This window comes from Microbacterium sp. 10L49, assembly GCF_056395125.1.
The window spans coordinates 411,973-434,552 of record NZ_JBFTIW010000004.1; the positions used below are offsets into that span (position 1 = coordinate 411,973).

General features: G+C 69.8%; 20 protein-coding genes. 15 read left to right on the forward strand and 5 right to left on the reverse strand.

Translation table 11 applies throughout. The annotated features are described in order from the left end of the window. The first annotated feature begins 22 nt into the window (after positions 1 to 22). From paaD to AC1DCT_RS15035, 13 genes are all read left to right on the forward strand, one after another. Positions 23 to 559, forward strand: a complete 537-nt coding sequence (gene paaD / locus AC1DCT_RS14975) for a 1,2-phenylacetyl-CoA epoxidase subunit PaaD (protein ID WP_477430503.1) — start codon at positions 23 to 25, stop codon at positions 557 to 559. Beyond that, positions 559 to 1,782, forward strand: coding sequence for a 1,2-phenylacetyl-CoA epoxidase subunit PaaE (gene paaE / locus AC1DCT_RS14980; protein WP_477231066.1), 1,224 nt, complete (start codon positions 559 to 561; stop codon positions 1,780 to 1,782). Before paaD ends, paaE begins: the two co-directional genes overlap by 1 nt. Positions 1,783 to 1,848: 66 nt before the next feature. After that, complete coding sequence (locus tag AC1DCT_RS14985) at positions 1,849 to 2,619, forward strand: enoyl-CoA hydratase/isomerase family protein (protein ID WP_477231065.1); 771 nt, start codon at positions 1,849 to 1,851, stop codon at positions 2,617 to 2,619. 218 nt (positions 2,620 to 2,837) lie between these two features. Continuing rightward, positions 2,838 to 3,614 (forward strand): sulfite exporter TauE/SafE family protein, encoded by a 777-nt coding sequence (locus AC1DCT_RS14990; protein ID WP_477430504.1) that lies wholly within the window; start codon positions 2,838 to 2,840, stop codon positions 3,612 to 3,614. Between the two features lie 82 nt (positions 3,615 to 3,696). After that, positions 3,697 to 4,638 (forward strand): Lrp/AsnC family transcriptional regulator, encoded by a 942-nt coding sequence (locus AC1DCT_RS14995; RefSeq protein WP_441977140.1) that lies wholly within the window; start codon positions 3,697 to 3,699, stop codon positions 4,636 to 4,638. A 205-nt stretch (positions 4,639 to 4,843) separates the two neighbouring features. Continuing rightward, positions 4,844 to 6,265, forward strand: a complete 1,422-nt coding sequence (locus AC1DCT_RS15000) for an amidase (RefSeq protein WP_477430118.1) — start codon at positions 4,844 to 4,846, stop codon at positions 6,263 to 6,265. A 74-nt stretch (positions 6,266 to 6,339) separates the two neighbouring features. Continuing rightward, positions 6,340 to 6,657, forward strand: coding sequence for a hypothetical protein (locus AC1DCT_RS15005; protein WP_441977142.1), 318 nt, complete (start codon positions 6,340 to 6,342; stop codon positions 6,655 to 6,657). Beyond that, positions 6,654 to 8,099 carry a sodium:solute symporter family protein gene (locus AC1DCT_RS15010; RefSeq protein ID WP_441977143.1) on the forward strand — a complete coding sequence of 482 codons (1,446 nt, stop codon included), beginning with the start codon at positions 6,654 to 6,656 and terminating at the stop codon, positions 8,097 to 8,099. The genes AC1DCT_RS15005 and AC1DCT_RS15010 overlap by 4 nt, the downstream gene beginning before the upstream one ends. A 17-nt stretch (positions 8,100 to 8,116) precedes the next feature. After that, entirely contained in the window at positions 8,117 to 9,262 is a 1,146-nt protein-coding gene (locus AC1DCT_RS15015) for a CaiB/BaiF CoA transferase family protein (RefSeq protein ID WP_441977203.1), read from the forward strand. After that, positions 9,259 to 10,773 (forward strand): carboxyl transferase domain-containing protein, encoded by a 1,515-nt coding sequence (locus AC1DCT_RS15020; RefSeq protein ID WP_477430120.1) that lies wholly within the window; start codon positions 9,259 to 9,261, stop codon positions 10,771 to 10,773. The genes AC1DCT_RS15015 and AC1DCT_RS15020 overlap by 4 nt, the downstream gene beginning before the upstream one ends. Before the next feature lie 48 nt (positions 10,774 to 10,821). Then, positions 10,822 to 11,292 (forward strand): FAS1-like dehydratase domain-containing protein, encoded by a 471-nt coding sequence (locus tag AC1DCT_RS15025; protein ID WP_477430122.1) that lies wholly within the window; start codon positions 10,822 to 10,824, stop codon positions 11,290 to 11,292. Next, positions 11,289 to 11,690 carry a MaoC/PaaZ C-terminal domain-containing protein gene (locus AC1DCT_RS15030; RefSeq protein ID WP_441977146.1) on the forward strand — a complete coding sequence of 134 codons (402 nt, stop codon included), beginning with the start codon at positions 11,289 to 11,291 and terminating at the stop codon, positions 11,688 to 11,690. The genes AC1DCT_RS15025 and AC1DCT_RS15030 overlap by 4 nt, the downstream gene beginning before the upstream one ends. 1 nt (position 11,691) lies before the next feature. Further along, positions 11,692 to 12,828 carry a UDP-N-acetylmuramate dehydrogenase gene (locus AC1DCT_RS15035; RefSeq protein ID WP_477430124.1) on the forward strand — a complete coding sequence of 379 codons (1,137 nt, stop codon included), beginning with the start codon at positions 11,692 to 11,694 and terminating at the stop codon, positions 12,826 to 12,828. A gap of 69 nt (positions 12,829 to 12,897) precedes the next feature. On the opposite strand, the gene AC1DCT_RS15040 is transcribed toward AC1DCT_RS15035, so the two are convergent. The 4 genes from AC1DCT_RS15040 to AC1DCT_RS15055 are packed head-to-tail and all read right to left on the reverse strand — an operon-like array spanning position 12,898 to position 17,767. Next, on the reverse strand, positions 12,898 to 14,595 hold the full coding sequence (locus AC1DCT_RS15040; protein ID WP_477231056.1) for a glycoside hydrolase family 36 protein: 1,698 nt from the start codon (positions 14,593 to 14,595) through the stop codon (positions 12,898 to 12,900). Between the two features lie 8 nt (positions 14,596 to 14,603). Continuing rightward, entirely contained in the window at positions 14,604 to 15,446 is an 843-nt protein-coding gene (locus tag AC1DCT_RS15045; RefSeq protein ID WP_477231055.1) for a carbohydrate ABC transporter permease, read from the reverse strand. After that, on the reverse strand, positions 15,443 to 16,369 hold the full coding sequence (locus AC1DCT_RS15050) for a carbohydrate ABC transporter permease (protein WP_477231054.1): 927 nt from the start codon (positions 16,367 to 16,369) through the stop codon (positions 15,443 to 15,445). The genes AC1DCT_RS15045 and AC1DCT_RS15050 overlap by 4 nt, the downstream gene beginning before the upstream one ends. Positions 16,370 to 16,420: 51 nt before the next feature. Continuing rightward, positions 16,421 to 17,767: an ABC transporter substrate-binding protein gene (locus AC1DCT_RS15055; protein WP_477231053.1), complete on the reverse strand. Its 1,347-nt coding sequence runs from the start codon at positions 17,765 to 17,767 to the stop codon at positions 16,421 to 16,423. Between the two features lie 129 nt (positions 17,768 to 17,896). On the opposite strand from AC1DCT_RS15055, the gene AC1DCT_RS15060 reads away from it, so the two are divergent. Beyond that, positions 17,897 to 20,020: an alpha-galactosidase gene (locus AC1DCT_RS15060; protein WP_477430126.1), complete on the forward strand. Its 2,124-nt coding sequence runs from the start codon at positions 17,897 to 17,899 to the stop codon at positions 20,018 to 20,020. Positions 20,021 to 20,022: 2 nt separating this feature from the next. Next, entirely contained in the window at positions 20,023 to 21,408 is a 1,386-nt protein-coding gene (locus AC1DCT_RS15065) for a hypothetical protein (protein ID WP_477231051.1), read from the forward strand. Positions 21,409 to 21,478: 70 nt separating this feature from the next. Here AC1DCT_RS15065 and AC1DCT_RS15070 read toward each other — a convergent pair whose 3' ends face one another. Further along, positions 21,479 to 22,528 (reverse strand): LacI family DNA-binding transcriptional regulator, encoded by a 1,050-nt coding sequence (locus tag AC1DCT_RS15070; RefSeq protein WP_477231050.1) that lies wholly within the window; start codon positions 22,526 to 22,528, stop codon positions 21,479 to 21,481. Positions 22,529 to 22,580: the final 52 nt, after the last annotated feature.

A 22,580-nucleotide genomic window follows, 5' to 3' on the forward strand; every position in this document is an offset into this window, starting at 1 on the left:
TGGTCGCGAATTGCCGCCATCGGTGCGGAATCAGGGCAATTCGGGACCAGCGAGCGGACTCGGCGACCCCGGGTCGCGCGAGCGCGCCTGGGAGGCGGCGGCCGCGGTGAAGGATCCGGAGGTGCCGGTGCTGACCATCGAGGACCTCGGCGTGCTGCGCGATGTCGTCGTCGACGGCGACCGGATCCGCGTCGACATCACCCCGACCTACAGCGGCTGCCCGGCGATGGATGCGATCCGGGACGACGTCGAGCTCGCCCTCCTTCGCGCGGGTTTCGACAGCGTCGAGGTGCGCCTGGTGCTGGCTCCCGCCTGGACGACGGACTGGATGAGCGACGAGGGCAAGCGCAAGCTCACCGAGTACGGCATCGCCCCGCCCAGCGGCCACGCGGCCCTGCGACGGGCGCAGGGGCCGGTGCGCGTCTCGCTCGGCGTGCGCTGTCCGCGCTGCGGATCCCTGGACACCCGCGAGCTCTCCCGCTTCGGCTCCACGTCGTGCAAGGCGCTCTACGAGTGCCGCGCGTGCCTCGAGCCCTTCGACCACTTGAAGGCGATCTGATGACGCTCTGGCACCTCGACACGCCGTCGCCCGCCCGCGCCACCGATGCCGCCGCCACCGAGCGGGTCGCCGGGGCGCTTCTCAACAGCGTGGTCGGCGGCTCCTCAAGGGGCGCAGGCGCCCCGGCATCGCCCCGCCGGCGCACCCGCTTCCACACCCTCGCTGTGCAAGAGGTGCGACCGCTCACCGATGAGGCCATCGAGGTGACCTTCGCGGTGCCGGAGGAACTGGCAGGGGAGTTCGACTACCTCGCCGGGCAGCACGTCGCCCTGCGCGCCGAGCTGGACGGGCACGAGGTGCGACGCTCCTACTCCCTCTGCCGTCCGCCGTCGCCCGGATCCGTCAGCGTCGCGATCAAGCGCGACCGCGGAGGCCGCTTCTCCACGTGGGCGCAGAGCGAGCTGCACGCGGGCGACCGCATCGACGTGATGAGTCCGCAGGGGACCTTCACCTCGGCGCTCGCCGCCCTCGACGAGGCGCACGTCGTCGGCATCGCCGCGGGGTCGGGCATCACGCCGCTCATGGCGCTCGCCGCGACGGTGCTCGCGCGCTCCGAGACCAGCCGCTTCACCCTCGTCTACACGAACCGCCGGGCGACCGACGTGATGTTCCTGGACGACCTCGCCGACCTCAAGGACCGCTATCCGGCGCGCTTCGCGGTGCACCACGTCCTCACCCGCGAGCAGCGCTCGGCTCCGCTGCTGTCGGGCCGCATCGACGAGGAGCGCCTGCGCGGCATCCTCGACGCGCTCGTGCTGCCGGCGACCGTCGACGAGTGGTTCCTGTGCGGGCCGTTCGATCTCGTGCAGCTCTGCCGCGACACCCTCGCCGACATCGGCGTCGAGTCCGCGCACGTGCGCTACGAGCTGTTCACTACGGGCGAGCCGGGGCAGGAGCGGCCGGAGGCGGGACGCCCGATCGAGGTGCGCGAGGACGAGCCGGTGCGCACGATCGAGTTCACCCTCGACGGCCAGTCCGGCTCCGTGGACACCCCGGTGTCCGCGAACGAGTCGATCCTGAACGCGGCGCTGCGCGTGCGTCCCGACGTGCCGTTCGCCTGCGCAGGCGGCGTCTGCGGCACGTGCCGGGCGCGCCTCGTCGACGGATCCGTCACGATGACCGAGAACTACGCGCTCGAGCAGGACGAGCTCGACCGCGGCTACGTGCTCACCTGCCAGTCCCACCCCACGACGGATCGCGTCGTGGTCGACTACGACGTCTGAGCGCGCGGGCCCTGCCTCTTCGACAAGCTCAGCCCGTTCGACAAGCCCAGCGACCAAGGAGGAACCATGATCGACCTCGCGATCGACGGCGCCGTCGCCCACATCACGCTGAACAATCCCGCCAAGCTCAATGCCCTCGACGAGCAGGCCGTGCGCGACCTCGGAGACGCCTACGCCGAGGCGGAGCGCGCCGGAGTGCGCTCGCTCGTGCTGACCGGCGAGGGCCGGGCGTTCTGCGCGGGGCGCGACATCTCGGGCGTCGACCCCCGGGACGACGACGTCATGGGCTATCTCGACGGGATCGTCACGCCCGTGATGCAGCGCATGTCGGCGTTCCCGGCGCCCACCTTCGCGGCGGCGCAGGGTGCGTGCCTCGGGGTGGGCCTGGGCCTGCTCATCGCGACGGATGTCGTCTATGTCGCCGACACCGCGAAGATCGGATCCCCGTTCGCCGCCCTCGGCGCGACGCTCGACTCGGGCGGGCACGCCCTGTTCGTGGAGCGGCTCGGCGCGCACCGCACCCTCGACCTCATCTACTCCGGCCGGCTGATGAGCGGATCCGAGGCGGTGACCGCGGGGCTGTTCTCGCAGGCGATGCTCCCCGAGATGGTGCACGACGCCACCCTCGAGGCTGCCGCGCGCGCGGCGAAGGGCGCGACGGCCGCTTTCGTCGCGAGCAAGCGCCTCGTCGCCGCTCTCCGCGATGAGCGTCTCGGGCTGTGGCAGTCGATGCGCCAGGAGAACGCGGCCCAGGCGGCGCTCTGCGACACGGATGACTACCGCGAGGGCTTCGCCGCGTTCCAGGAGAAGCGCCCGCCGCTGTTCGAAGGGCACTGAGCTCGCGCGAGATCGCGGGCCGCAACGATCTGCACAGCCTGCGACGATCTGCACACGCCGTGCGGGCTATCCGTGTGCAGATCGTCGCGCCGTGTGCAGATCGTCGCAAGGCGGAGGGGAGCCGATGGGCGGCTCGCCCCCTCGGACTACGCTGGACCGTGCTGCTCCGCCAGGAACGGCGGACAGGAGCGAGTGTGGGCGAGGGCGCCGTCGAGCGGATGCGAGGGCCGCGCGCCTACGCGTCGTTCGTCGGGATCGGCGTGGCCGCGGGCCTCCTCTCCGGGCTGTTCGGCGTCGGCGGCGGGACGATCATCGTCCCCTTGCTCGTGCTGCTGCTCGGCTTCAATCAGCGCCTCGCGGCGGGCACCTCGCTCGCGGCGATCGTCCCCACCAGCATCGTCGGCGTGACCAGCTACGCGCTGCACGGAGCCGTGGCATGGATCCCCGCGCTGATCCTCGCGGCGGCGGCTGTCGTCGGCGCGCAGGTCGGCACACGGGTGGCGACGCGGATCTCGCAGCCGGTGCTGCGCTGGTGCTTCGTCGGGTTCGTGGTGATCGTGGTCGTGAGCCTGTTTCTGGTGATCCCCTCCCGTGACTCGCAGTTCCTGCTGAGCTGGTTCTCCGGCGTGGGCCTGGTGGTTCTGGGGTTCGGCACCGGCGTGCTGGCGGGTCTCATCGGGGTCGGCGGCGGGGTGATCGTCGTACCGATCCTGATGCTGCTGTTCGGGTTCAACGATCTCGAGGCCAAGGGCACGTCGCTGATGATGATCATTCCGACGGCCATCTCCGGAACGGTCGGAAACCTGCGCCACCGCAACGTCGATCTCCTCGCCGCGACGATCATCGGGCTCTCCGCGTGCACCATGACCGCGCTCGGCGCCTGGCTCGCGACGCAGTTCGATCCGAAGGTCGGGAACATTCTCTTCGCCGTCTATCTCGCCGTCATCGGCGTTCAGATGGGGCTCAGAGCCGTTCGAGACCGCCGGAAGGCCTGAACCGCGGTGCGTTGCGGTTTCCTCCCGGCTGGGCCGGGACGACAGTGCGGCGATCGCATGCTTCCGGCGGCATACTGGCTCCATGGCGTTGGATGAGATCGACCGCCGAGTGATCGGCGCATTGCAGGTCGACGGTCGCGCCTCGTGGCGGCGCATCGCCGGCATCATCGGCGTTCCCGTCAGCACAGTGGTGCGCCGCGGCAACGCTCTGCTGGAGTCGCAGGCTGTTCGCATCGGCGTGGTGCGGTCGACGCGCACGGTGCTGCTGGAGGTGCAGGCGAACGCCGCCGATGTCGACGCGATCGCGCGCGCTCTCGCCGCACGGGAGAGCAGCATCTTCGTGTACGTGCTGGGATCCCCGCTGCGCATCCTCGTCGAGGAGCAGGCGCCCCCCGAGTACGCCGATCTGATCCTGCGCGACATCCCGTCGATCCCCGGCGTGACCGGCATGGCCGTCATCCCCATGCTGGAGTACTACCGCACCCTGTCGGGCTGGATGCCGGGCCAGCTGACCGGGGACGAAGCGCACGCGCTGAACCCGGACTTCGGGCGCCCGCCGCTGATCGATCAGCCTCTCCTCGAGCTCGACGACGGCGACGAGGCGATCCTCGCCGCGTTGGAGCGGGACGCCCGTGCGTCGGCGATCGACATCGCCGAGATCGTCGGACTCAGCGAGTCGGCCGTCCGGCGGCGGTTGAGCGTGCTGATCGGCGGCGCCGTCGACGTGCGCGCGATCATCGCCCCGTCCACCCTCGGGCTCCCGATCGCAGGGTTCGTCTGGCTGCGCGTCCCTCCCGCCGCGGTGGCGTCCGTGTCCGCCGCGCTGCAGGCCTCGCCGTTCGTGCGGTACGCGGCGTTCATCCTCGCCGACGAGCAGATCCTGGTCGACGTCGCGGTTCCCACGGTGACTGAGCTGCGCCGATTCCTCACCGAGAGCCCGTGGTCGACCCAGGTGGACGGCATCCGCGCGGCCTCCGTCGTCGCTGCCTACAAGCGCAGCGGAGTGCTGGTCCGCGAGGCCTGATCGCCGCTCCGCCGGATACGACGATCGCACCGGCGTGCGATCGTGCGCGGATGACGCATTCCGTGCGTCGAGATCGATGATCTGGTGCGTTCCGGTCGTTATTTTCCGATTTCTTCTTTACTTCGCTCGTCGAGTCCGTTACTTTGGCCCAAACGATGCATCAAGGCATCGAATCTGGCACAGAGCGGTGCGAAATGGAGTTGAAGTGGTTGAATCCGGCGATGTCGTGGAACTCAGCGCCAAGGAGCAGGCCCGTCTGACACGCAGCGGCGAGCTCACGGCGGTGGAGTTGCTCGACGCGCACCTCGCCGAGGTGTCCAGGCGCAACGGTGAGATCAACGCCGTCGTCGCCCTCGACGAGGAACTGGCGCACGAGCATGCCCGCCGCGTGGACGGCCTGGCACCGGAGCGTCGCGGCGTGCTGCACGGTGTGCCGACCGCGGTGAAGGACTTCGGGCACGTCACCGGTTTCCCGAACACCCTCGGACACCGCCATTTCGCCGGCAGCATCTCGGACCATGACGATCTGCACATCGCACGGATGCGCGAAGCCGGAGCGGTGTTCTACGGCAAGACGAACATCCCCGAGCTCGCGGCCGGATCGCACAGTGCCAACGAGGTCTACGGTGTCACCCGCAATCCGCATGATCCGTCCCGGTCGGCCGGCGGTTCGAGCGGCGGAGCCGCCGCCGCGCTGGCCGCGCGGTTCACGGCGATCGCCGACGGCAGTGACATGGGCGGATCCCTGCGCAATCCCGCCGCGTTCTGCGGCGTGGTGGGTATGCGTCCGACGCCCGGGGTCGTCCCGAACGCGGACAGCCCGAACGTCTTCGACCCGCTGGCGACCGCGGGGCCGATGGCGCGCACCATCGACGACACCGCACTGCTCCTGTCGGTCATGAACGGCGAGACGCGGGACGTGCCGTGCGCTCCGGAGCTCGATCGTGCCCGCCTGCGCGAGCTCCGTGAGCGCGATCTCGCCGGTGTCCGCATCGCCTATGCCGCCGACCTCGGCGGTCGCGTGGTCGTGGAGCCCGCCGTGCGCGCAGTGCTCGACGAGGCGGCCCGTGCACTGGAGGCGGCCGGGGCGATCGTCGAGATCGGCTGTCCCGATCTGAGCGGCGCGGATGAGGCGTTCCGCACCCTGCGCGCCGCGGCGTTCAACGCCGGCTGGGGCGCGCTGCTGGAGGCCGAGCCCGAGAACTTCAACGACTTCGTCGCCGGCAACATCCGCGAGGGCGAGAAGGTGAGCGGACCGGACGTGATGCGCGCCTACGGCGAGGTCACGCGTCTGACCAGGGCCGCGGCGCGTTATTTCGCCGACACGGATGTGGTGCTCGCCCCCGTCACGCAGATGCTTCCGTTCCCCGTCGAGCGGGACTGGCCCCGTGAGGTCGCGGGCACGCCGATGACCGACTACCTCGACTGGATGCGCGCCGCCTGGCTGTTCACGCCGCTCGGCGTTCCTGCGCTGTCTCTCCCGGCCGGCTACGCCGGTCGCCTGCCGGTCGGCGCCCAACTGCTCGCGGGCCCCCGCCAGGACGTCGAGCTGCTCGAACTCGCGAAGGCCATCGAGACGCTGCTCGCGGTTCCCGCCGCAGCATCGGCATCGCACGCCGCCTCCTGACGTCCGACTCATCCCGATCCCTCAGATCCTCAACCCCACCCGACCGTTCCACCGTTGTTCGAAGGAGAACACCCATGACCCCGTCCACCTCCGGCGCTGAGACGCCGGATACGCCCACCGGCGCGATCCGCGTCACCGGGCGCATCGCGACCCCCGCCCGCGTGGCGGTCGCCGGCATCCCGGTCCTGCTGATCCTGATCACGCCGTTCCTGCCGTTCGCCGTGACGCCCACGCTGTGGTGGGGTGTGCCCGCCGTACTGGTGTGGATGGCCTTCAACGTCGTGCTCACCGTCGCCCTGCTGAACGTGGTCGACGCCGGCATCCGGCGTCAGGTGCGCGAGCACGGTGAGTCGACGCCCGTCGAGTCCGCGATCGGTGGTGAGCACGCATGATGACCGTCATCATCGTCGCCGGCATCGTCTTGATCGGTCTCATCGGCGTCGCCGGGCGCCGCCGGGAGAAGAGCATGTCCGGGTGGTTGGTCGCCGGGCGCAAGCTGCCGGTGTGGACCTCGTGGTTCCTGCAGGCGGGAGAGTCGCTGACGACGTTCAGCTTCCTGGGCCTGGCCGGGCTCGCGTTCGTCGGCGGCGTGAGCGCGACCTACGCGATCGGCTACCTCACCGCGTGCCTGTCGATCCAGTACTTCGTCTCACCGCGGATCCGCAACATCGCCGCGTCGCGCGGCTATCTCACGATGGCCGACTTCTTCCGCGACCGTTTCCGCTCGCGGACGCTGAGCGTGATCGTCGCCGTCGTCGGTGCGCTGTTCCTGATCCCGTACCTGGAGCTGCAGCTCACGGGTCTCGGACTGATCGTCCAGCTCGCGACCGGCTCCGCCTCGGCCCGTGGGCTCAGCATGGTGCTCGCCAGTGCCCTGGTGATCGTGTTCGTGCTGTGGGGCGGCATCCGCGGCATCGCCCGTGTTTCGATCTTCAAGGACTTCGGGATGCTGATCGCGCTGGTCGTGGTCACGGTCGGCGTGGTCGCGGCAGCCGGCAGCTTCCCCGAGGTGTTCGCGCAGGTCGCGAAGGCGAACGACACCCTGCTCACCACGCACGCGCCCGGCTTCGACGCGATCTGGTGGGTCACCTCGGTCGCGATCACGGTGATCGGTGCCGGCTTCCAGACCTTCCCGCACCTGTGGCCGCCGATGCTCGCGGCGAAGAGCGGCAACGTCGTGCGCAGCAACGCCAAGTGGCTCGCCGTGTACCAGCTGCTGCTGTTCCTGCCGGTCACCGTCGGCATGGTCGCGGTGCTGAAGATCCCGGCCACGACGATCCCGAACCAGGTGCTGTTCACCGCCGCGCAGCAGGCGTTGCCCGAGTGGCTCGTGGCAGTGGTCGCCGTGTTCGGAGCTGCTGCCGCGATGGTGCCCGCTGCTGCGATCTCGATGGGCATCGGCTCCCTCGTCGCCAACAACGTGACCTACCGCCTCTCCGAGCGCGGCCGGTTCATCACCACTCGGGTCGTGATCGTCGCGGCGATGGGGCTCGCTCTCGCCTTCGGCTTGATCAAGAGCGACATCGGCGCACTGCTGCTGCTCACGTACGGAGGGCTCGCGCAGATGGCTCCGGCGGTGGCCGCCGGTCTCGGCCGACGGGTGCGCGTGAGCACCGTCGCGGTCTCGTCCGGTCTCGTCGCCGGCACCCTGTTCGTCGCCGTCACCACGTTCGCGAACATCCCGCTGGGCTCCTGGGACAACGGCTTCCTGGGCCTCGTACTCAACGTCGTCGTGTTCGGCGTCGTCGAGGCGATCGTACGGATCACTCGTGGGCCGCGTGCGGGCATCGCGACCGACGAGATCCCGGCGGAGGAAGTCGAGGTCGGTTCGTGAGCGGTCCCCTGGACGGGATGCTGGTCGTGGATCTGTCCCGTGCGCTCGCCGGACCGCACGCGGGCATGATGCTCGGCGACCTGGGCGCTCGGGTGATCAAGGTGGAGCGGCCGGACGGCGGCGACGACTCCCGGGCCTGGGGTCCGCCGTTCGTCACGGCAGGGGAGGAGCAGGTGTCCACCTACTTCCTCTCCTGCAACCGGAACAAGGAGTCGGTGGCCCTCGATCTCAAGGACGACGCCGATCGGGCGATGCTCACCGAGCTGGTCCGACGCGCCGATGTCCTGATCGAGAACTTCCGGCCCGGAACGCTGGACCGGCTCGGCTTCGATCCGGCCCGGCTGGAAGAACTGAACCCGCGGCTCGTGCTGCTCTCGATCAGCGGATTCGGCCACGACGGCCCCGAGGCGCGTCGTGCCGGGTACGACCAGATCCTGCAGGGGGAGGCGGGGCTGATGTCGCTGACCGGTGCAGACGCCGCGACTCCGCAGAAGGTGGGTGTACCCATCGGGGATCTCCTCGGCGGGATCCACGGCGTGGTCGGCGTGCTCGCCGGCCTCGTCGAGCGCGAGCGCACCGGCCGGGGGAGTGTCGTGCGCACCTCGTTGCTGTCGTCGATCGTCGGAGTCCTGGCGTTCCAGGCGACCCGATGGACCGTGGGCGGGGAGTCTCCCCGAGCGATCGGCAACCAGCATCCGTCGATCGCGCCGTACGGCGCCTTCCGCTGCAACGACGGCGTCGTGCAGATCTCGGTCGGATCGGACGCGCTGTGGCGGGCGTTCGCACCGATCGTCGGCGTGGATCCCGAAGAGGAGCGCTGGGGGACGAACGGCCGGCGGGTGGCCGACCGGGACGCCCTGATCGCCCACATCGAGGCCGCGTTCTCGAGCCGCTCGCGTGATGAGCTGCTCGAGACGCTCGGCGCCGCGGGCGTGCCCGCGGGCAAGGTGCGCACGGTCGACGAGGTGTTCGCCTGGGATCAGGCGCTCAGTCAGGGCCTCGCCCTGGGCGTGCACCACGACGTCCTGGGGGACCTCACCCTGCAGGGCGGGCCGTTGCGGATGTTCGACTTCGACGGCACCGAGACCGGGCGCGTTCAGCACGATGCGCCGCCGCTGCTCGGCGAGCACACCCAGTCGATCAGGGAATGGCTCGCGTCGTGAGCACGGCGGACGGCTGGCTCGACGACGTCCTCGACCCCGGGTCGTTCTGCTCCTGGGATATCGCGATCGGCGTGCCGGCCGACGCGGATTACCGCGACGTGCTCGCGCGGGCAGCCACGCGGACCGGCGCGGACGAGGCGGTGCGCACCGGCAGCGGATCCGTCCGGGGCCGCGCGGTCGCGGTGATCGTGAGCGAGTTCGGGTTCCTCGGCGGCTCGATCGGCGTCGCGACGGCCGAGCGCATCGTCGCGCTGTTCGACCGCGCGCGCCGAGAGCGGATCCCGGTGCTCGCCGGGCTCGCGTCGGGTGGCACCCGCATGCAGGAAGGCGCCGCTGCCTTCCTGACCATGCGCACGATCACCACCGCGGTCGGGGCCTACCGCGCCGCAGGCCTGCCCTACCTCGCTCATCTGCGGCACCCCACGACGGGCGGCGTGTACGCATCCTGGGCGTCGCTCGCACACGACGTGAGCGCGGAGCCCGGCGCGCTGGTCGGGCTGCTCGGCCCCAGGGTCGTCGCGGCACTCGCCGAACACGGCGGTGCGCCGCCGATCTCCGAGGGCGTGCAGACCGCGGAGAACCTCCGGGCGCACGAGCGCCTCGACGCGGTTGTGGACGCCGCCCGGTTCCGCGACCGCGCCGCGCGCCTGCTCGCGGTCTTCGAGACCGCGGACGGTGCGGTCGCACCAGACCCTGTCGGCGACGCCGTCTCGCCGGCCGCAGCCACGAGGACAGGGGTCCCGTCCGGCGCGGATTGGGCGGCGGTGCAGAACGCAGCGCGTCCCGGCCGGCCTGCGCTGGGGGAGTTCATCGCGGCCTGCGACGAATTCGTCGGCCGCCGCGGCGGACCGGGTGAACTCATCACCGGGTGGGCGCGATCGGGGAAGGCAGCCTTCCTCCTCATCGGGCAGGATCGCACCCGCCGCACGGCGACCACGGTCGCGGACGTCGTCGCCGCACGCCGGGCCATGGCGCTCGCCGCCGCCCTGGGCGTCCCGGTGGTCGCCGTCGCCGACACATCCGGTGCCGAAGTGTCCACCTCGGCGGAGGAGGAAGGGATCGCCCAGGAGGTCGCGCTGACCCTCGCCGCATCCGCATCGCTGCCGGTGCCCTCGGTCACGCTTCTGCTCGGCGAAGGCACGGGGGCGGCCGCCATCGCGCTCTGCGGAACGGATGCGCTGGTGGCCGTCGAGGACTCCTGGCTCGCCCCGCTCCCGCTCACGGGGGCTGCGGCTCTCCTCGCCGGGGACCGGGCAGGCGGAGAGGAGGCCGTGCGTGCGCAGCTCGCCGGGCAGCAGCGGATCGGCGCGGCGTCGCTGTTCGCAGACGGCCTGATCCAGGGGATCGCCGGTCGTGACGGCGTCACGATGTCGGCGCTGCTGGACGGGTGCAGGGCGCGTCCGCTGGCTGCGCGCGTGCTGGCGATCGCGGCCGGTCTCGTCTCGTCCGAGCCTCAGGCCACGCCGCGTGGTGCTCCGATCTCGCCTGCGCTCATCGGCGGCCGCGGCTGAGGCGCCCCTGCTCGGCGAGGGATCAGCCCCGCTCGGTAGGATCGAGGGGTGCCCGTGAATCCTGAACTGGTCGGCCGGGAGTTCCCGCCGACGGCCCCGTACCTCGTCGGTCGTGAGAAGGTGCGCGAGTTCGCGCGCGCCGTCTTCGCCGATGCTCCGCAGCACACCGACGTCGAGGCAGCTCGGGTGCTCGGGTTCGCCGACGTCGTCGCTCCGCCCACCTTCGCGATGGTCATCCAGGACCTCACGCTGCAGCAGCTGCTCGGTCTGGAGGACTCCGGGATCGTGCTATCGCGCACGATCCACGCCGAGCAGCGCTTCTCCTACACGCGTCCGATCGTCGCCGGGGACGAGCTCACCGCTCAGCTGACCGTCACCGGCATCCGCGCGATGGGCCCTGCCGCGATGATCACCAGTGACGCCGAGATCCGCGACGCCGCGGGCGAGCACGTCGTCACGGCCACGTCGGTGCTGCTCGTGAGCGATGCGCCCGCCGAGGAAGAGGAGGCCGCCGCGTGAACGTCGGAGACATCATCGCCGAGCGCACCGTGCATCTCACGCGCGAGTCGCTGGTGCGCTACGCCGGCGCATCCGGCGACTTCAACCCGATCCACTACCGTGACGACGTCGCCGCCGAGGTCGGTCTGCCGGGCGTGCTCGCACACGGCATGCTCACCATGGGCGTCGCCTCGTCCGTCGCGATCGCCGCGCTTCCCGGCACCGCACGCGTGCTGGATTACGGTGTGCGCTTCGCCCGCCCTGTCGTGGTCGACCCGCAGGACGGCGCTGACGTCGCGATCACCGCGAAGGTCGGTGCGCTCGACGAGACCGCAGTGCGGATCGACCTCGTCGTCAAGCACGCCGACACCACGGTGCTCGTCAAGGCGCAGCTGCGCGTCGCGGCGGACTCGCTCTGACATGGCGGAGATCTTGTCCGTGCGTCTTGCCGAGCTGACCACGCTGCAGACCGGTGCGGCGCCGGCGCGGATGATCGATGCCGCCACCGAGGACGAACTGGTCGCCGTGCTCCGCGACGTGTGGGCGACCGGTGACGCATGGTTCGTGCTGGGCGGCGGATCGAACCTCTTCGCGGGGGACGCGCCCTTCGACGGCACCGTGATCCGCATCCGCACGAGCGGCATCGAGGAGCTCCCGTCTCCGCATCCCGGTCGGATCCGGCTGCGCGCGCAGGCCGGGCACGACTGGGACGCGCTGGTCGCCTATGCGGTCGAGCACGGCTACGCGGGCGTCGAGGCGATGTCCGGGATTCCCGGCACCGTCGGCGCAGCCCCCGTGCAGAACATCGGCGCGTACGGCCAGGAGATCCAGGAGACCCTCGTCGAGGTCGAGCTGCTCGACGAGCACTCGGGCGAGGTCGTCGTGACTCCGGCCTCCGAGCTCGGTCTCGGCTTCCGCACCTCGGTGCTCAAGCACCACTACGGATCCGTCGCCGAACGCCGCGCCGTGATCCTCTCCGTCACGCTCGATCTCGCAGTCACGGGCGACGCCGGACGCGAGGTGCGCGGCGAGCAGCTGCGCCGTGCGCTGCAGCTCACGAGCGACGAGCCGGTACCGCTGGCGTGGGTGCGGCAGCGGATCCTCTCCACTCGTGCGGCCAAGGGAATGCTCTTCGACCCCGCGGATCCGGATACCCACGGCGCCGGATCCTTCTTCCAGAACGCGATCGTCTCCGAGGCGACGGCACGCACGCTTCCGCCCGAGTGCCCGCGCTGGCCGGTGACACCCGACCTCGACACGGTCACGGTGATCCCCCTGGACTCGTACTACGGCCTCGCCCCCAAGCCCGAGGCGCCGCCGAGCGACGTGAAGGTGAGCGCGGCCTGGCTCATCGAGCACGCCGGCATCCGCAAGGGATTCACGCTGCCGCGTTCGCGCGCCGGGGTCTCCACGAAGCACGCGCTCGCGCTCACGAACCGCGGCGGGGCGACGGCGGGGGAGATCGCCGAGCTTGCCCGGTTCATCCAGAACCGGGTGCATTCCGAGTTCGGCCTGCTGCTGCAGCCCGAGCCGGTGCTCGTCGACGTCGAGCTCTAGGCGCGAGGACGCGAGGCTCCGCACAGGTCCCGCCCGTCGCCTCGGCGGGGGACGGGACCTGTGCGCCGCTCAGGGACGGGTCAGATCGTGCACGTTCCAGGTCGGGAGACGCAGGTATCCGGCGCGGTCGAGGTCGAATCGCGCCGCGTCGCCCGAGCTGACGCGGTACGGCAGGAGATCGTTCGCCGTCGCGTTCACGATGACGAGTCGCTCCACGCCGGCCAGCTCCAGCTCGAGCACGCGCGGCTGATAGGCGGCGACGACGAGCACACCGTCGAGTTCGGCCGTCACGACGGGGTACCCTTCGCCGGGAAGAGCCGCCCGGATCCTGCCTCGCACGAGCACCTCGCGCAGCTCGTGCCAGGCTCTCAGGAGTTCGGCCGCGACGGCGACCTGCTCCGGTGGCAGGGCATCCATCGGCATCGAGAACTGCGGCACCGAGAAGAACGCGTTCAGGATCTGCCGCGCGGCAGCATCGGCACCCGCCCGAGGGTCCCACATCATCGGATCCGAGTGCACGACCTGGGAGGAGTCGAGCAGTCGCAGATCCACGGTCGAACGACGGTTCTGGTCCGCGTCGGCCGGGCAGTCGTTCGCACGGATCACGTCCGCGAAACCGGCGATCTCGGGTGAGACGTAGGGCTGCCGGAACTCGATCAGAGCACCGGGGAGCACCGCGTCGACGGCATCGGCGATCTCGCGCAGGAGGGTCTTCATCGCCTCACCGACGTCGGCGATGTCGCCCGGGGAATCGGTGCCCGCGTAGACCATCGCGTTGTTCAGGAAGTCGATCTTCAACCCATCCAGTGCGTAGTCGGCCATCAGCCGGGCACAGGTGGCGACGATGTGCTCTCTGACGGCAGGGATCCGCGGATCCAGCACGTGCGCGCGCAGCCCCTCGGAGATGAACGGGGCATGGCCGGAGAGCGTCGCGTAGGCCTCGCTCTGCTCGCCGAGCAGGAGAGGCGCGATCCAGGCGATGACCCCGAGCCCGCCCTCGTGCAGCTCGCCCACACTGGCGCGCAGATCCGGGAACTTGGCGGTGTCCGGCACCCAGTCGCCGCAGCCGGCGTACCAGCGGCCGTCGCCGAACGCCTGCCAGCCGTCATCGATGAAGACCGACCGGCAGCCCAGCCTGCGCGCGTCCAGCCCGTGCGACCGCACGATCTCGGCGTCGATCCGCTGCGAGAACGCGTACCACGTCGAGTACACGGGCTCCAGCGCGTAGGACGAGGCGGGACGCACGGGCAGACCCTTGCGCAGCTCGGCGGACAGCAGGCGGATCGCGTCCTCATACGGTTCGCGCTCCGCGACGAGGAGCAGCCGGAACACTCCGTCGCCGGCGTCGAGAAGTGCGTCGTCGACGGCGAACCGTGCCACGTAGGACTTGAACTCCTCCGAGACGCCGTACTCGATCAGGCCCACGGCGGTCATGCAGTCCAAGCCGAACGCGATCTGCGCACTGCCGTCGACATCGCACAGTACGTTCACCGGCAGCGACCAGACAGCACTGAACTGTTCTTTGCCAGCCCAGTCGGCGGGGAGACCGCGGATCGGGTCGTAGCCGGCGTGCCAGACGCCCGACGCGTTGCCCAGGGGGCCGTTCAACAGCACCTGGCCGGGGGCGGAGGCCACGACGGCGACCTCGATCAGGGCGCCGACGCGTTCGACGGAGCGGATAGCGCAACCGCCGCTGACGCCGAGGACGATGTCCCGGCCCAGAGCGGTCCACTGGACCTGGTCGAGCTGATGGTCTTCGAGAAGCACAGGGATCCTTACTGCTTGACGGCGCCGGCGAGGATGCCGGCGACGAACTGGCGCTGGAGGAAGAGGAACAGGATGAGGATCGGCACCATCGACAGCATGGTTCCGGTGAGGAGCTGGCCGTAGTCGGTGGTGCCGACGCCCTGTAGCGTCGCCAGGGCCACCGGCGCCGTGTACGCCTCGGGGGTTCGCAGCACCACGAGCGGGAACACGAACGCGTTCCACTGCGCGAGGAACAGGAAGATCGCGAGAGCGGCGAGCGCAGGCCGAACGGTGGGCACGACGATCCGGGCGAACGCGCGGAACTCACCGGCGCCGTCTACGCGGGCGGCCTGCAGTAGTTCGTCGGGCACCGACATCATGGTCTGGCGCATCAGGAACACCCCGAACGGCAGAGCGAGGCTGGGCAGGATGATGGCCTGATAGGTGTCCAGCCAGCCGAGCCACACCATCATCTGGAACAGCGGCACCAGGGTGACCTGCGAGGGCAGCGCGAGTGTGACCAGCAGGACCGCGAACATGGCCGACTTGCCGCGGAACTCGAACTTCGCGAACGCGTACCCCGCGGCCGTGCACACCACCAGGCCGAGCAGCGTGTAGACGCCGGAGACCACGACCGAGTTCCACAATGCCTGCCCGAATCCGGTGTCGCCGAAGAGACCGCGCACGTTGTCGAGGAACGCGTTGCCTGGGAGCAAGCGGGGCGGGGCGGAGAACATGTCGTTGCCGCGGTAGGTCGACGCGATGATCAGCCAGTAGAACGGCAGCGCCATGAGCACGGCGCCGGCGGCGATCACGGTGGTGAGCACGAGGGAACGGGCGCGCTGAGGCGGGCCTGCGAGGGCGGTGGTCATCGCTTCTCCCGGAAGAGTCGCAGCTGCAGCAGGGAGATCAGGCCGATGATGATGGTCAGGGCGTAGCCGATCGCCGAGGCGTAGCCGAAGTCGAAATACTTGAAGCCGTTCTGGTAGAGGTACATCCCGACCGTCAGGGTCGCGTTGACCGGACCGCCGTTGGTCAGCACGTAGGGCTCGTCGAAGAGCTGCAGCGTGCCGATGGTCGACAGGATCACGGTGAGCACGAGCGCGGGGCGGAGCCCCGGCAGAGTCACGTGCCAGAACCGCTGACGGGCGCCGGCGCCATCGACCGAGGCCGCTTCGTACAGCTCCGTCGGGATCGACTGCAGCTGCGCGAGATAGATGATCGCGCTCTGACCGGTGTAATGCCAGGTCATCGCGATCACGATCGTGATCTTGGCCCAGAACGGATCCGACAGCCACGGGATCGGGCCGATCCCCACGGCGCCGAGGATCTGGTTGACGAAGCCGTCCTCGGAGCTGAACAGGGCGCGGAACAGGATCCCATAGGCGACGAGGCCCATCACGATCGGGACGAAGTAGAGCGTTCGCCAGAGGGCACGGAACTTCAGCAGCACCGAGTTGAACGCCACGGCCAGCAGCACGGCCAGCGCCAGCATGATCGGGACCTGCACGATGAGGATCACGAAGGTGTTCCACAGCGCAGTGTAGAAGAGCGGATCCTGTGCAAGGCGGACGTAGTTGTCGAGTCCGGCGAAGAGGGTCTGCCCGCCCTGCGATCGGGTGAGGCTGAGCCACAGCGCGTACACGTACGGGTAGCACGTGAAGACGGCGAACAGCAGGATCGTGGGCAGCAGGAACAGGTACGGCGTCGCACGCGGGTGCGCGGAGAAGCGCCGACGTGTCGGGGCGGGCCGCGCTGGGGCGCGGGTGGGGTGCGGTTCTGCGATGGCAGTCATGATCGGCTGCGGTCCCGAGGGCCAATCCCTCGGGACCGCGATCCTCTTTCCTCAGTCCTTGGCGATCTTGCGGCCGGTCTGCTGTGCGAGAAGCTTCGCCGCCTCGTCGAGCGCCTTCTTCGGATCCGCGCCCTTCAGCAGTACCTCGGTCTGGGCGTCGGTGTAGACCTTGAGAGCGCGGGCGTAGTCGCTGGTGTAGTTGACGACGGGAGTCTTCTCTTTCAGTTGCGCGATGAAGATGTCGTTGACCTTGGCGTTGTCGTAATAGGGCATCGGCGTCGAGAAGTCTTTGGACCCGATGAACGGCTCAAAGCCGGGGAACATCCCGCCGGCGTCATACGTCGCCTTCTGGCCCTCGACCGTTCCCATCGCGTACTGGACGAACGCGGCTGCGGTCGCCTTGTTCTTGCTCGTGTTCGAGACGGAGAGGTACGTCCCGCCGTTGATCGCGGCCGTGAGCCCGCCGGGCCTGACAGCGGGAGGCTTCTGCACGCCCCACTTCCCTGCCATGTCGGGGGCGTCGTGCGTGATCTCGCCGGCCATCCAGCCGCCCGCGGTGAACGTCGCGACGGGCTTGTCGCCCTTCATCGCGGCGACCAGATTGTCCCAGGTCCCTGGACGGTCCTCCACGATGCCGGCGTCGTTCGCCTTCTTGATGATTTCCAGCGCCGTCACTCCGGCGGCGTTGTTGATCGTGATCTCGCCCTGGGCGTTGAAGTAGAACGAATCCTGCTGGTTGGCGAGTAGCTGCCACAGGCCACCCGAATCGCCCTGGGTCGCGGCCTTGTCCATCGACATCAGCGGGACGCCGGTCTTGTCCTTGATGGTTTTGCCGGCCGCGAGCAGGTCGTCCCAGGTCTTGATGGAGGACGGATCCACCCCTGCCTGCTGGAAGATGTCGGTGCGGTAGAAGAAGCCGGTGGCGTTCACCTCGTAGGGGATTCCGTAGACCTTGCCATCCGCGCCGGTGCCGCTCTTCCACGCGCCCGCGGGGAAGTCCTTCGCGAGCTTGTCCGCGCCGTACTGGCTCAGGTCCACAAGCTGATTCGGGAACTTCTCCACGTAGTTGCCCATGTAGTCGATGCCGATGTTGAGCACGTCGGCGAGGCCTGCGCCGCCCGCGGCCATGCCGGTGGTGATCTTGTCCCAGATCGCGGGGTTGCCGACATCCTGCACGTCGATCTTCACGCCGGGGTGCAGTTTCTCGAAGTCGGTCGCTGCGGCGCGCAGACCCTTGGCGGGAGCGGTCCAGGACCACACGGTGATCTTTCCGTCGATCTTTCCGTTGTCGGCGGCTGTGGACCCGCCGTTCGTGGAGGAGCAGGCACTGAGCGTCAATGCCGCCACGCCGGCGATCGCCAGCGCGGTGAGGCTGCTCTTTCGTGCAGAGAACGTCATCGTTCGAGTTCCTTTCGGGGCGGGGGACATCGCGACATCGCGATGGGTCACACACTACCGGATATCAGCAAATGTGCAAGAATCTATTGCAAGATTGCAGAACGTGCCGTGAAGACTCGAAGGAGAGCAATGAGCGCCGAGACCGTGCACCTGACCGCTGGAGGTGTGAGCGTCGTGCTGGCGCTCGACGTGGACGCGATGCCCGTCGTCGTGCACTGGGGCCGCGCGCTCGGCCCCGTCGATGACGAGATCCTGGCCGCGCTCGCCCGCAACGGGCACCGTCAACGCGTGGTGGACGAGCCCGACGCACCACGGCCCGTCGGTGTGGTTCCCGAAGCGCGGCAGGGATGGCTCGGCTTCCCTGGCGTCGCCGGTCTGCGCGAGGGGCGAGCGCCGTTCGCGGCGTTCGCCCGCGTCGAGGCCACCGTGGCGGGGGAGCGGGCGGTCGTGACCGGGCGCGACGACGCGGCAGGGCTCATGCTGCGGCAGGAGATCGAGCTCACCGGAACAGGGGTGCTCCGAATCCGCGCTGCTCTGCGCAACATCGGCGAGGATGCGTTCACGGTTTCCGGGCTCGACATCGCGGTGCCGATCCCGGCCAGGGCCGCCAGCCTCCTCGACTTCACCGGGCGGCACAGCGCGGAGCGGCGACCGCAGCGTGCGGAGATCGTCGACGGCACGCACCTGCGCGAGAGCCGACACGGGCGGACAGGGCCGGATGCGGTCACGCTGCTCGTCGCGGGTGAACCCGGGTTCGGTCCGGCGCGTGGAGAGGTGTGGGCTGCGCATCTGGCGTGGTCCGGCAACCAGCGGGTCTGGGCTCACCGGACCAACGGCGGGTACTCCTTCCTGGGCGCCGGCGAGCTGCTGGACGCCGGCGAACTCGTGCTCGAGGGCGAGGAGGAGTACACCACCCCGTGGCTGGTGCTCACGTACGGCGAGGGCCTGGACGAGGCGTCGGCGCGGATCCATGAGATGCTGCGGGCCCGTCCCGAGCATCCTGCCGTCGGACGCCCGATCACGCTCAACACCTGGGAGGCGGTGTACTTCGACCACGAACCGGCGCCGTTGTTCGCCCTCGCGGACCTCGCCGCCGGGATCGGCGTGGAGCGGTTCGTGCTGGACGACGGCTGGTTCCGCGGGCGTCGGCACGACCGTGCCGGGCTCGGCGACTGGTACGAGGACGAAACCGTGTGGCCAGAGGGCCTCGCACCTCTGGTTGATCACGTGCGCGCGGCGGGGATGCAGTTCGGGTTGTGGTTCGAGCCGGAGATGGCCAATCCGGACTCGGACCTTGCGCGGGTCCACCCGGAGTGGATCCTCAGCCCGATCGACCGCGACGCTCCGCTCGCGCGCAATCAGCTCGTGGTCAACGTCGCGCATCCCGACGCGTTCGCGTACCTGCGTGAGCGACTCGTCGACATCATCACCCGCCATCGTGTGGACTACGTGAAGTGGGATCACAACCGCGACCTGATCGAGCCCATCGACCGGCGCCTCGATCGCCCGGGGGTGCATCGGCAGACGCAGGCCGTGTACGCGCTCATGCGCGCGGTGAAGGACGCCTGCCCGTGGCTGGAGATCGAGTCGTGCTCCTCGGGCGGCGGCCGCATCGACCTCGGCGTCGTCGAGGTCGCCGACCGATTCTGGACCAGCGACTCCAACGACCCGCTGGAGCGGCAGCGCATCCAGCGCGGCACGAGTCTCCTGGTGCCGCCGGAGATGCTCGGTTCGCACGTGGGTGCGCAGGTCGCGCATGTCACCGGCCGGGCCTCATCGATGACGTTCCGTGCGATCACCGCCCTGACTGGCAGCTTCGGCATCGAGTGGGATCTGCGCGAGGCGACCGATGCCGAGCGGGCGGAGCTCGCCGGATGGATCCGCATCGTGAAGGATGTCCGTCCGGTCGTCGAGCGCGGGCGCCTCCATCGCCTGGAGACCGAGGACGCGTTGATCGCACAGGCCATCGTTGCTCCCGGGAGAGAGCGGGCGATCGCGACGCTCACCGCGATCGACTCGCCCGCGCACGTACCCGGCGGATTCCTGCGGATTCCCGGCCTGGATCCCGCTGCACGCTACCGGGTCCGGCGGATCCTGCCCGACGGCGCGGACGACCCGACGCGGCGCCGCGCGCAGCCGGGATGGTGGACCGAAGGAGCGAAGCTGCCGGGCGGCATCATCGCCGAGATCGGATTGCCGCTGCCGACACTGCGCCCGCAGGATGCCGCGCTGGTCGAGTTCACGAGGATCTGATCGTGCTCGCCCTGCGCACGGATGACGGGGAACTCCGCGACATCTTCGAGACCGCGCGTGCCGATGCGCTCTCCCACCTCGTGGCGGGCGGGCAGCGCGGTCCGCGCGATGTCTCCGAGCAGTGCCCGGCAGGAGCCGGCACGGTGCTCTACCGGGACTCGTATCGGGCCGGATACGGGCACCGCAGCGGGTACTATCTGCGCGACCTCGCGCATCAAGCCGTCGGCGCACAGATCCTCGGGCTCGGCATGCGCACGGCGGCCATGATCGAGTCCTTCCTGCGCTCGGCCGACGAACGACGGGGTGGCTGGCCGTATTGGGCCGTCAACTTCGACCACGAGACGCCCCTCGCGATCGACTACCGGGGGCCGGACGACTTCGTCCGCGAGCTGCCCGCGGTGTTCGAGCTCGCGGAGACGGTGCAGGTGCTGCACCGCTGGGGCGCCGACCCGCGCTGGGCCGCCGAGGCGGATGCCGTGCGCCGCATCGTCACCGCCTTCGTCGACCGGCACGACCAGGCGCCGCGCAACGGAGTCGCCGAGGCGAGCGGCGCGGGGATCTTCGAAGGCACAGCCAGCTACAACGAGCTCCCCGGGATCGTGCTGCGCGAAGCCGGGGACGGCTTCGCGGCGCAGTATGCGGCGACGCGCCATGTCGCTGCGCTCGCCGGAGGCGCCGGGGCGCCGGATCCCGAACTCGAGCAGCAGGCCCGGCTCCTCCGTCACCACTACCGAGACGTCTGGAGCAGGCATCCTTCGGGCGACGTCGTGTGCGGCTGGACCGCGGAGGGGGAACCGGTGCGCGCCTGGTCGCGGGAGTCGACGTGGTTCCCGCTGCTCAAAGGGCTGCTCGTGGACGAGCGCGCGGGGTACGAGCTGGACCGTGTCGATCGCCTATGCCAGGCGCCCGAAACGGCGCCGAGGAACGTGGAGGCGCTGACGTACCTGCCCGACCTGTATTTCCGGCATGCGCGTCCCGAGCAGGCCTGGGACTGGATGCGCCGGATCCACGCCCTCCGCGGACAGCCCCACGAGGTCTCTGCGCAGGGGACGAACGGCAGCTATCCGGAGGTGCCGTTCACGCTGCTGGCCCAGATCGTGCTCGGCCTGGTCGGGCTCGAGCCCGATGCGCCTCGGCGCACGCTCACCCTGCGTCCCGGGCTGCCGTCCGCCATCGGCGAGATAGAGCTCGCCGATGTACCGTTCGGGGACGGCGCCGTCACGGTCGCGGTGACGCCGGCGGAGTGCCGCGTGATCAACCGGACGTCGACGTACCTGCGTGTCCGGCTCGCGGATGCTCGGGGCTTCCGGGATCCGCACCTCGGCGGCGCGGCGCGCGAGGCCGGTGCGGTCGCGCCGGAGGGCGAGATCCGGATCGCACGGCACTAACTATCGCGAGGAACATGCGCGGCGCCGGTCAGCGGTTGATCGGATGCGTCGGGCGTGCGCCGACGAGTGGTCAGGGCTCCGATCCGGCGGCCCGGACTGGTCCGGTCGACCGGCGCACTCGCAGCTCCGGCTCGACCAGTACTTCCTCGGTGCGGATCGGGCGATCCTGCACCATCGTGACCAGTGTCCTGGTGCAGATCTCGGCGATCGTCTCGATCGGCTGGCGCACGCTGGTGAGGGGCGGGTCGGTGAAGTCGAGCACGTACGAATCGTTGTATCCGATCACCGACACGTCCTGAGGTACGCGCAGCCCGCGTCGGGTGATCGCGCGGTACGCGCCGAGCGCCATGTCGTCGCTCGACGCGATGATCGCGGTCGCGCCTGCGGAGAGCAGCTCGTCGGCGGCGCTGCGCCCGCCTTCGATCGAGTAGTGCACGCGCACCACGAGCTCCTCGGCCGCGGGTATGTCGCGTGCGTCCATCGCGTTGACGAAGCCCTCGACGCGGCGATCGGCGGGGATGTTGCTCGTCGGTCCTGCGATCAGCCCGATCCGACGATGGCCGAGATCGTACAGGTGCGCGACGGACAGCTCGGCCGCGTGCCAGTCGTCGGTGGAGACCGTGGGCGCGTCGGCATCGGCGAACGGGCCGTTCACGGTGAGGAACGGAACTCCGCGGGATTCCAGCAGCTGATGCGCGACCGGATCCGAATTGCGCATCGTGTTGCTGGAGGAGAGGAAGATCGCGCCCGCGATCCCCTTGTCGATCATCATGTCCACGTAGTCCTGCTCCACGATGGAGCCGGGAAAGACGGGGCAGATCACCGCGCGCAGGCCGTACGGCGAGAGATACGTCTCGATCTCGTTGCACATCTCCGCGAAGATCATCCCCTTGAGGCTCGGCACCAGGATGAGGACGATCTCGCCCTTGACGGAGCGTTCGTACCCGACCTCGCGCAGCGCCGCCTCGACCTGCTCACGCGTCTTCTGGGCGACGCCGTACTTTCGGTTCAGGACGCGGCTGACCGTCGCCTCGCTGACTCCCGCGATGGTCGCGATCTCGGACAGCCGCATGGAACCGGCCGGAGAGCGCGTCTTGCGCGCCGCGGAGTCAGAGGACATTCCTCCATCATGCATGAGCGCGACGCGCCGTGCGGTTCTTGGGCGGAAGCGC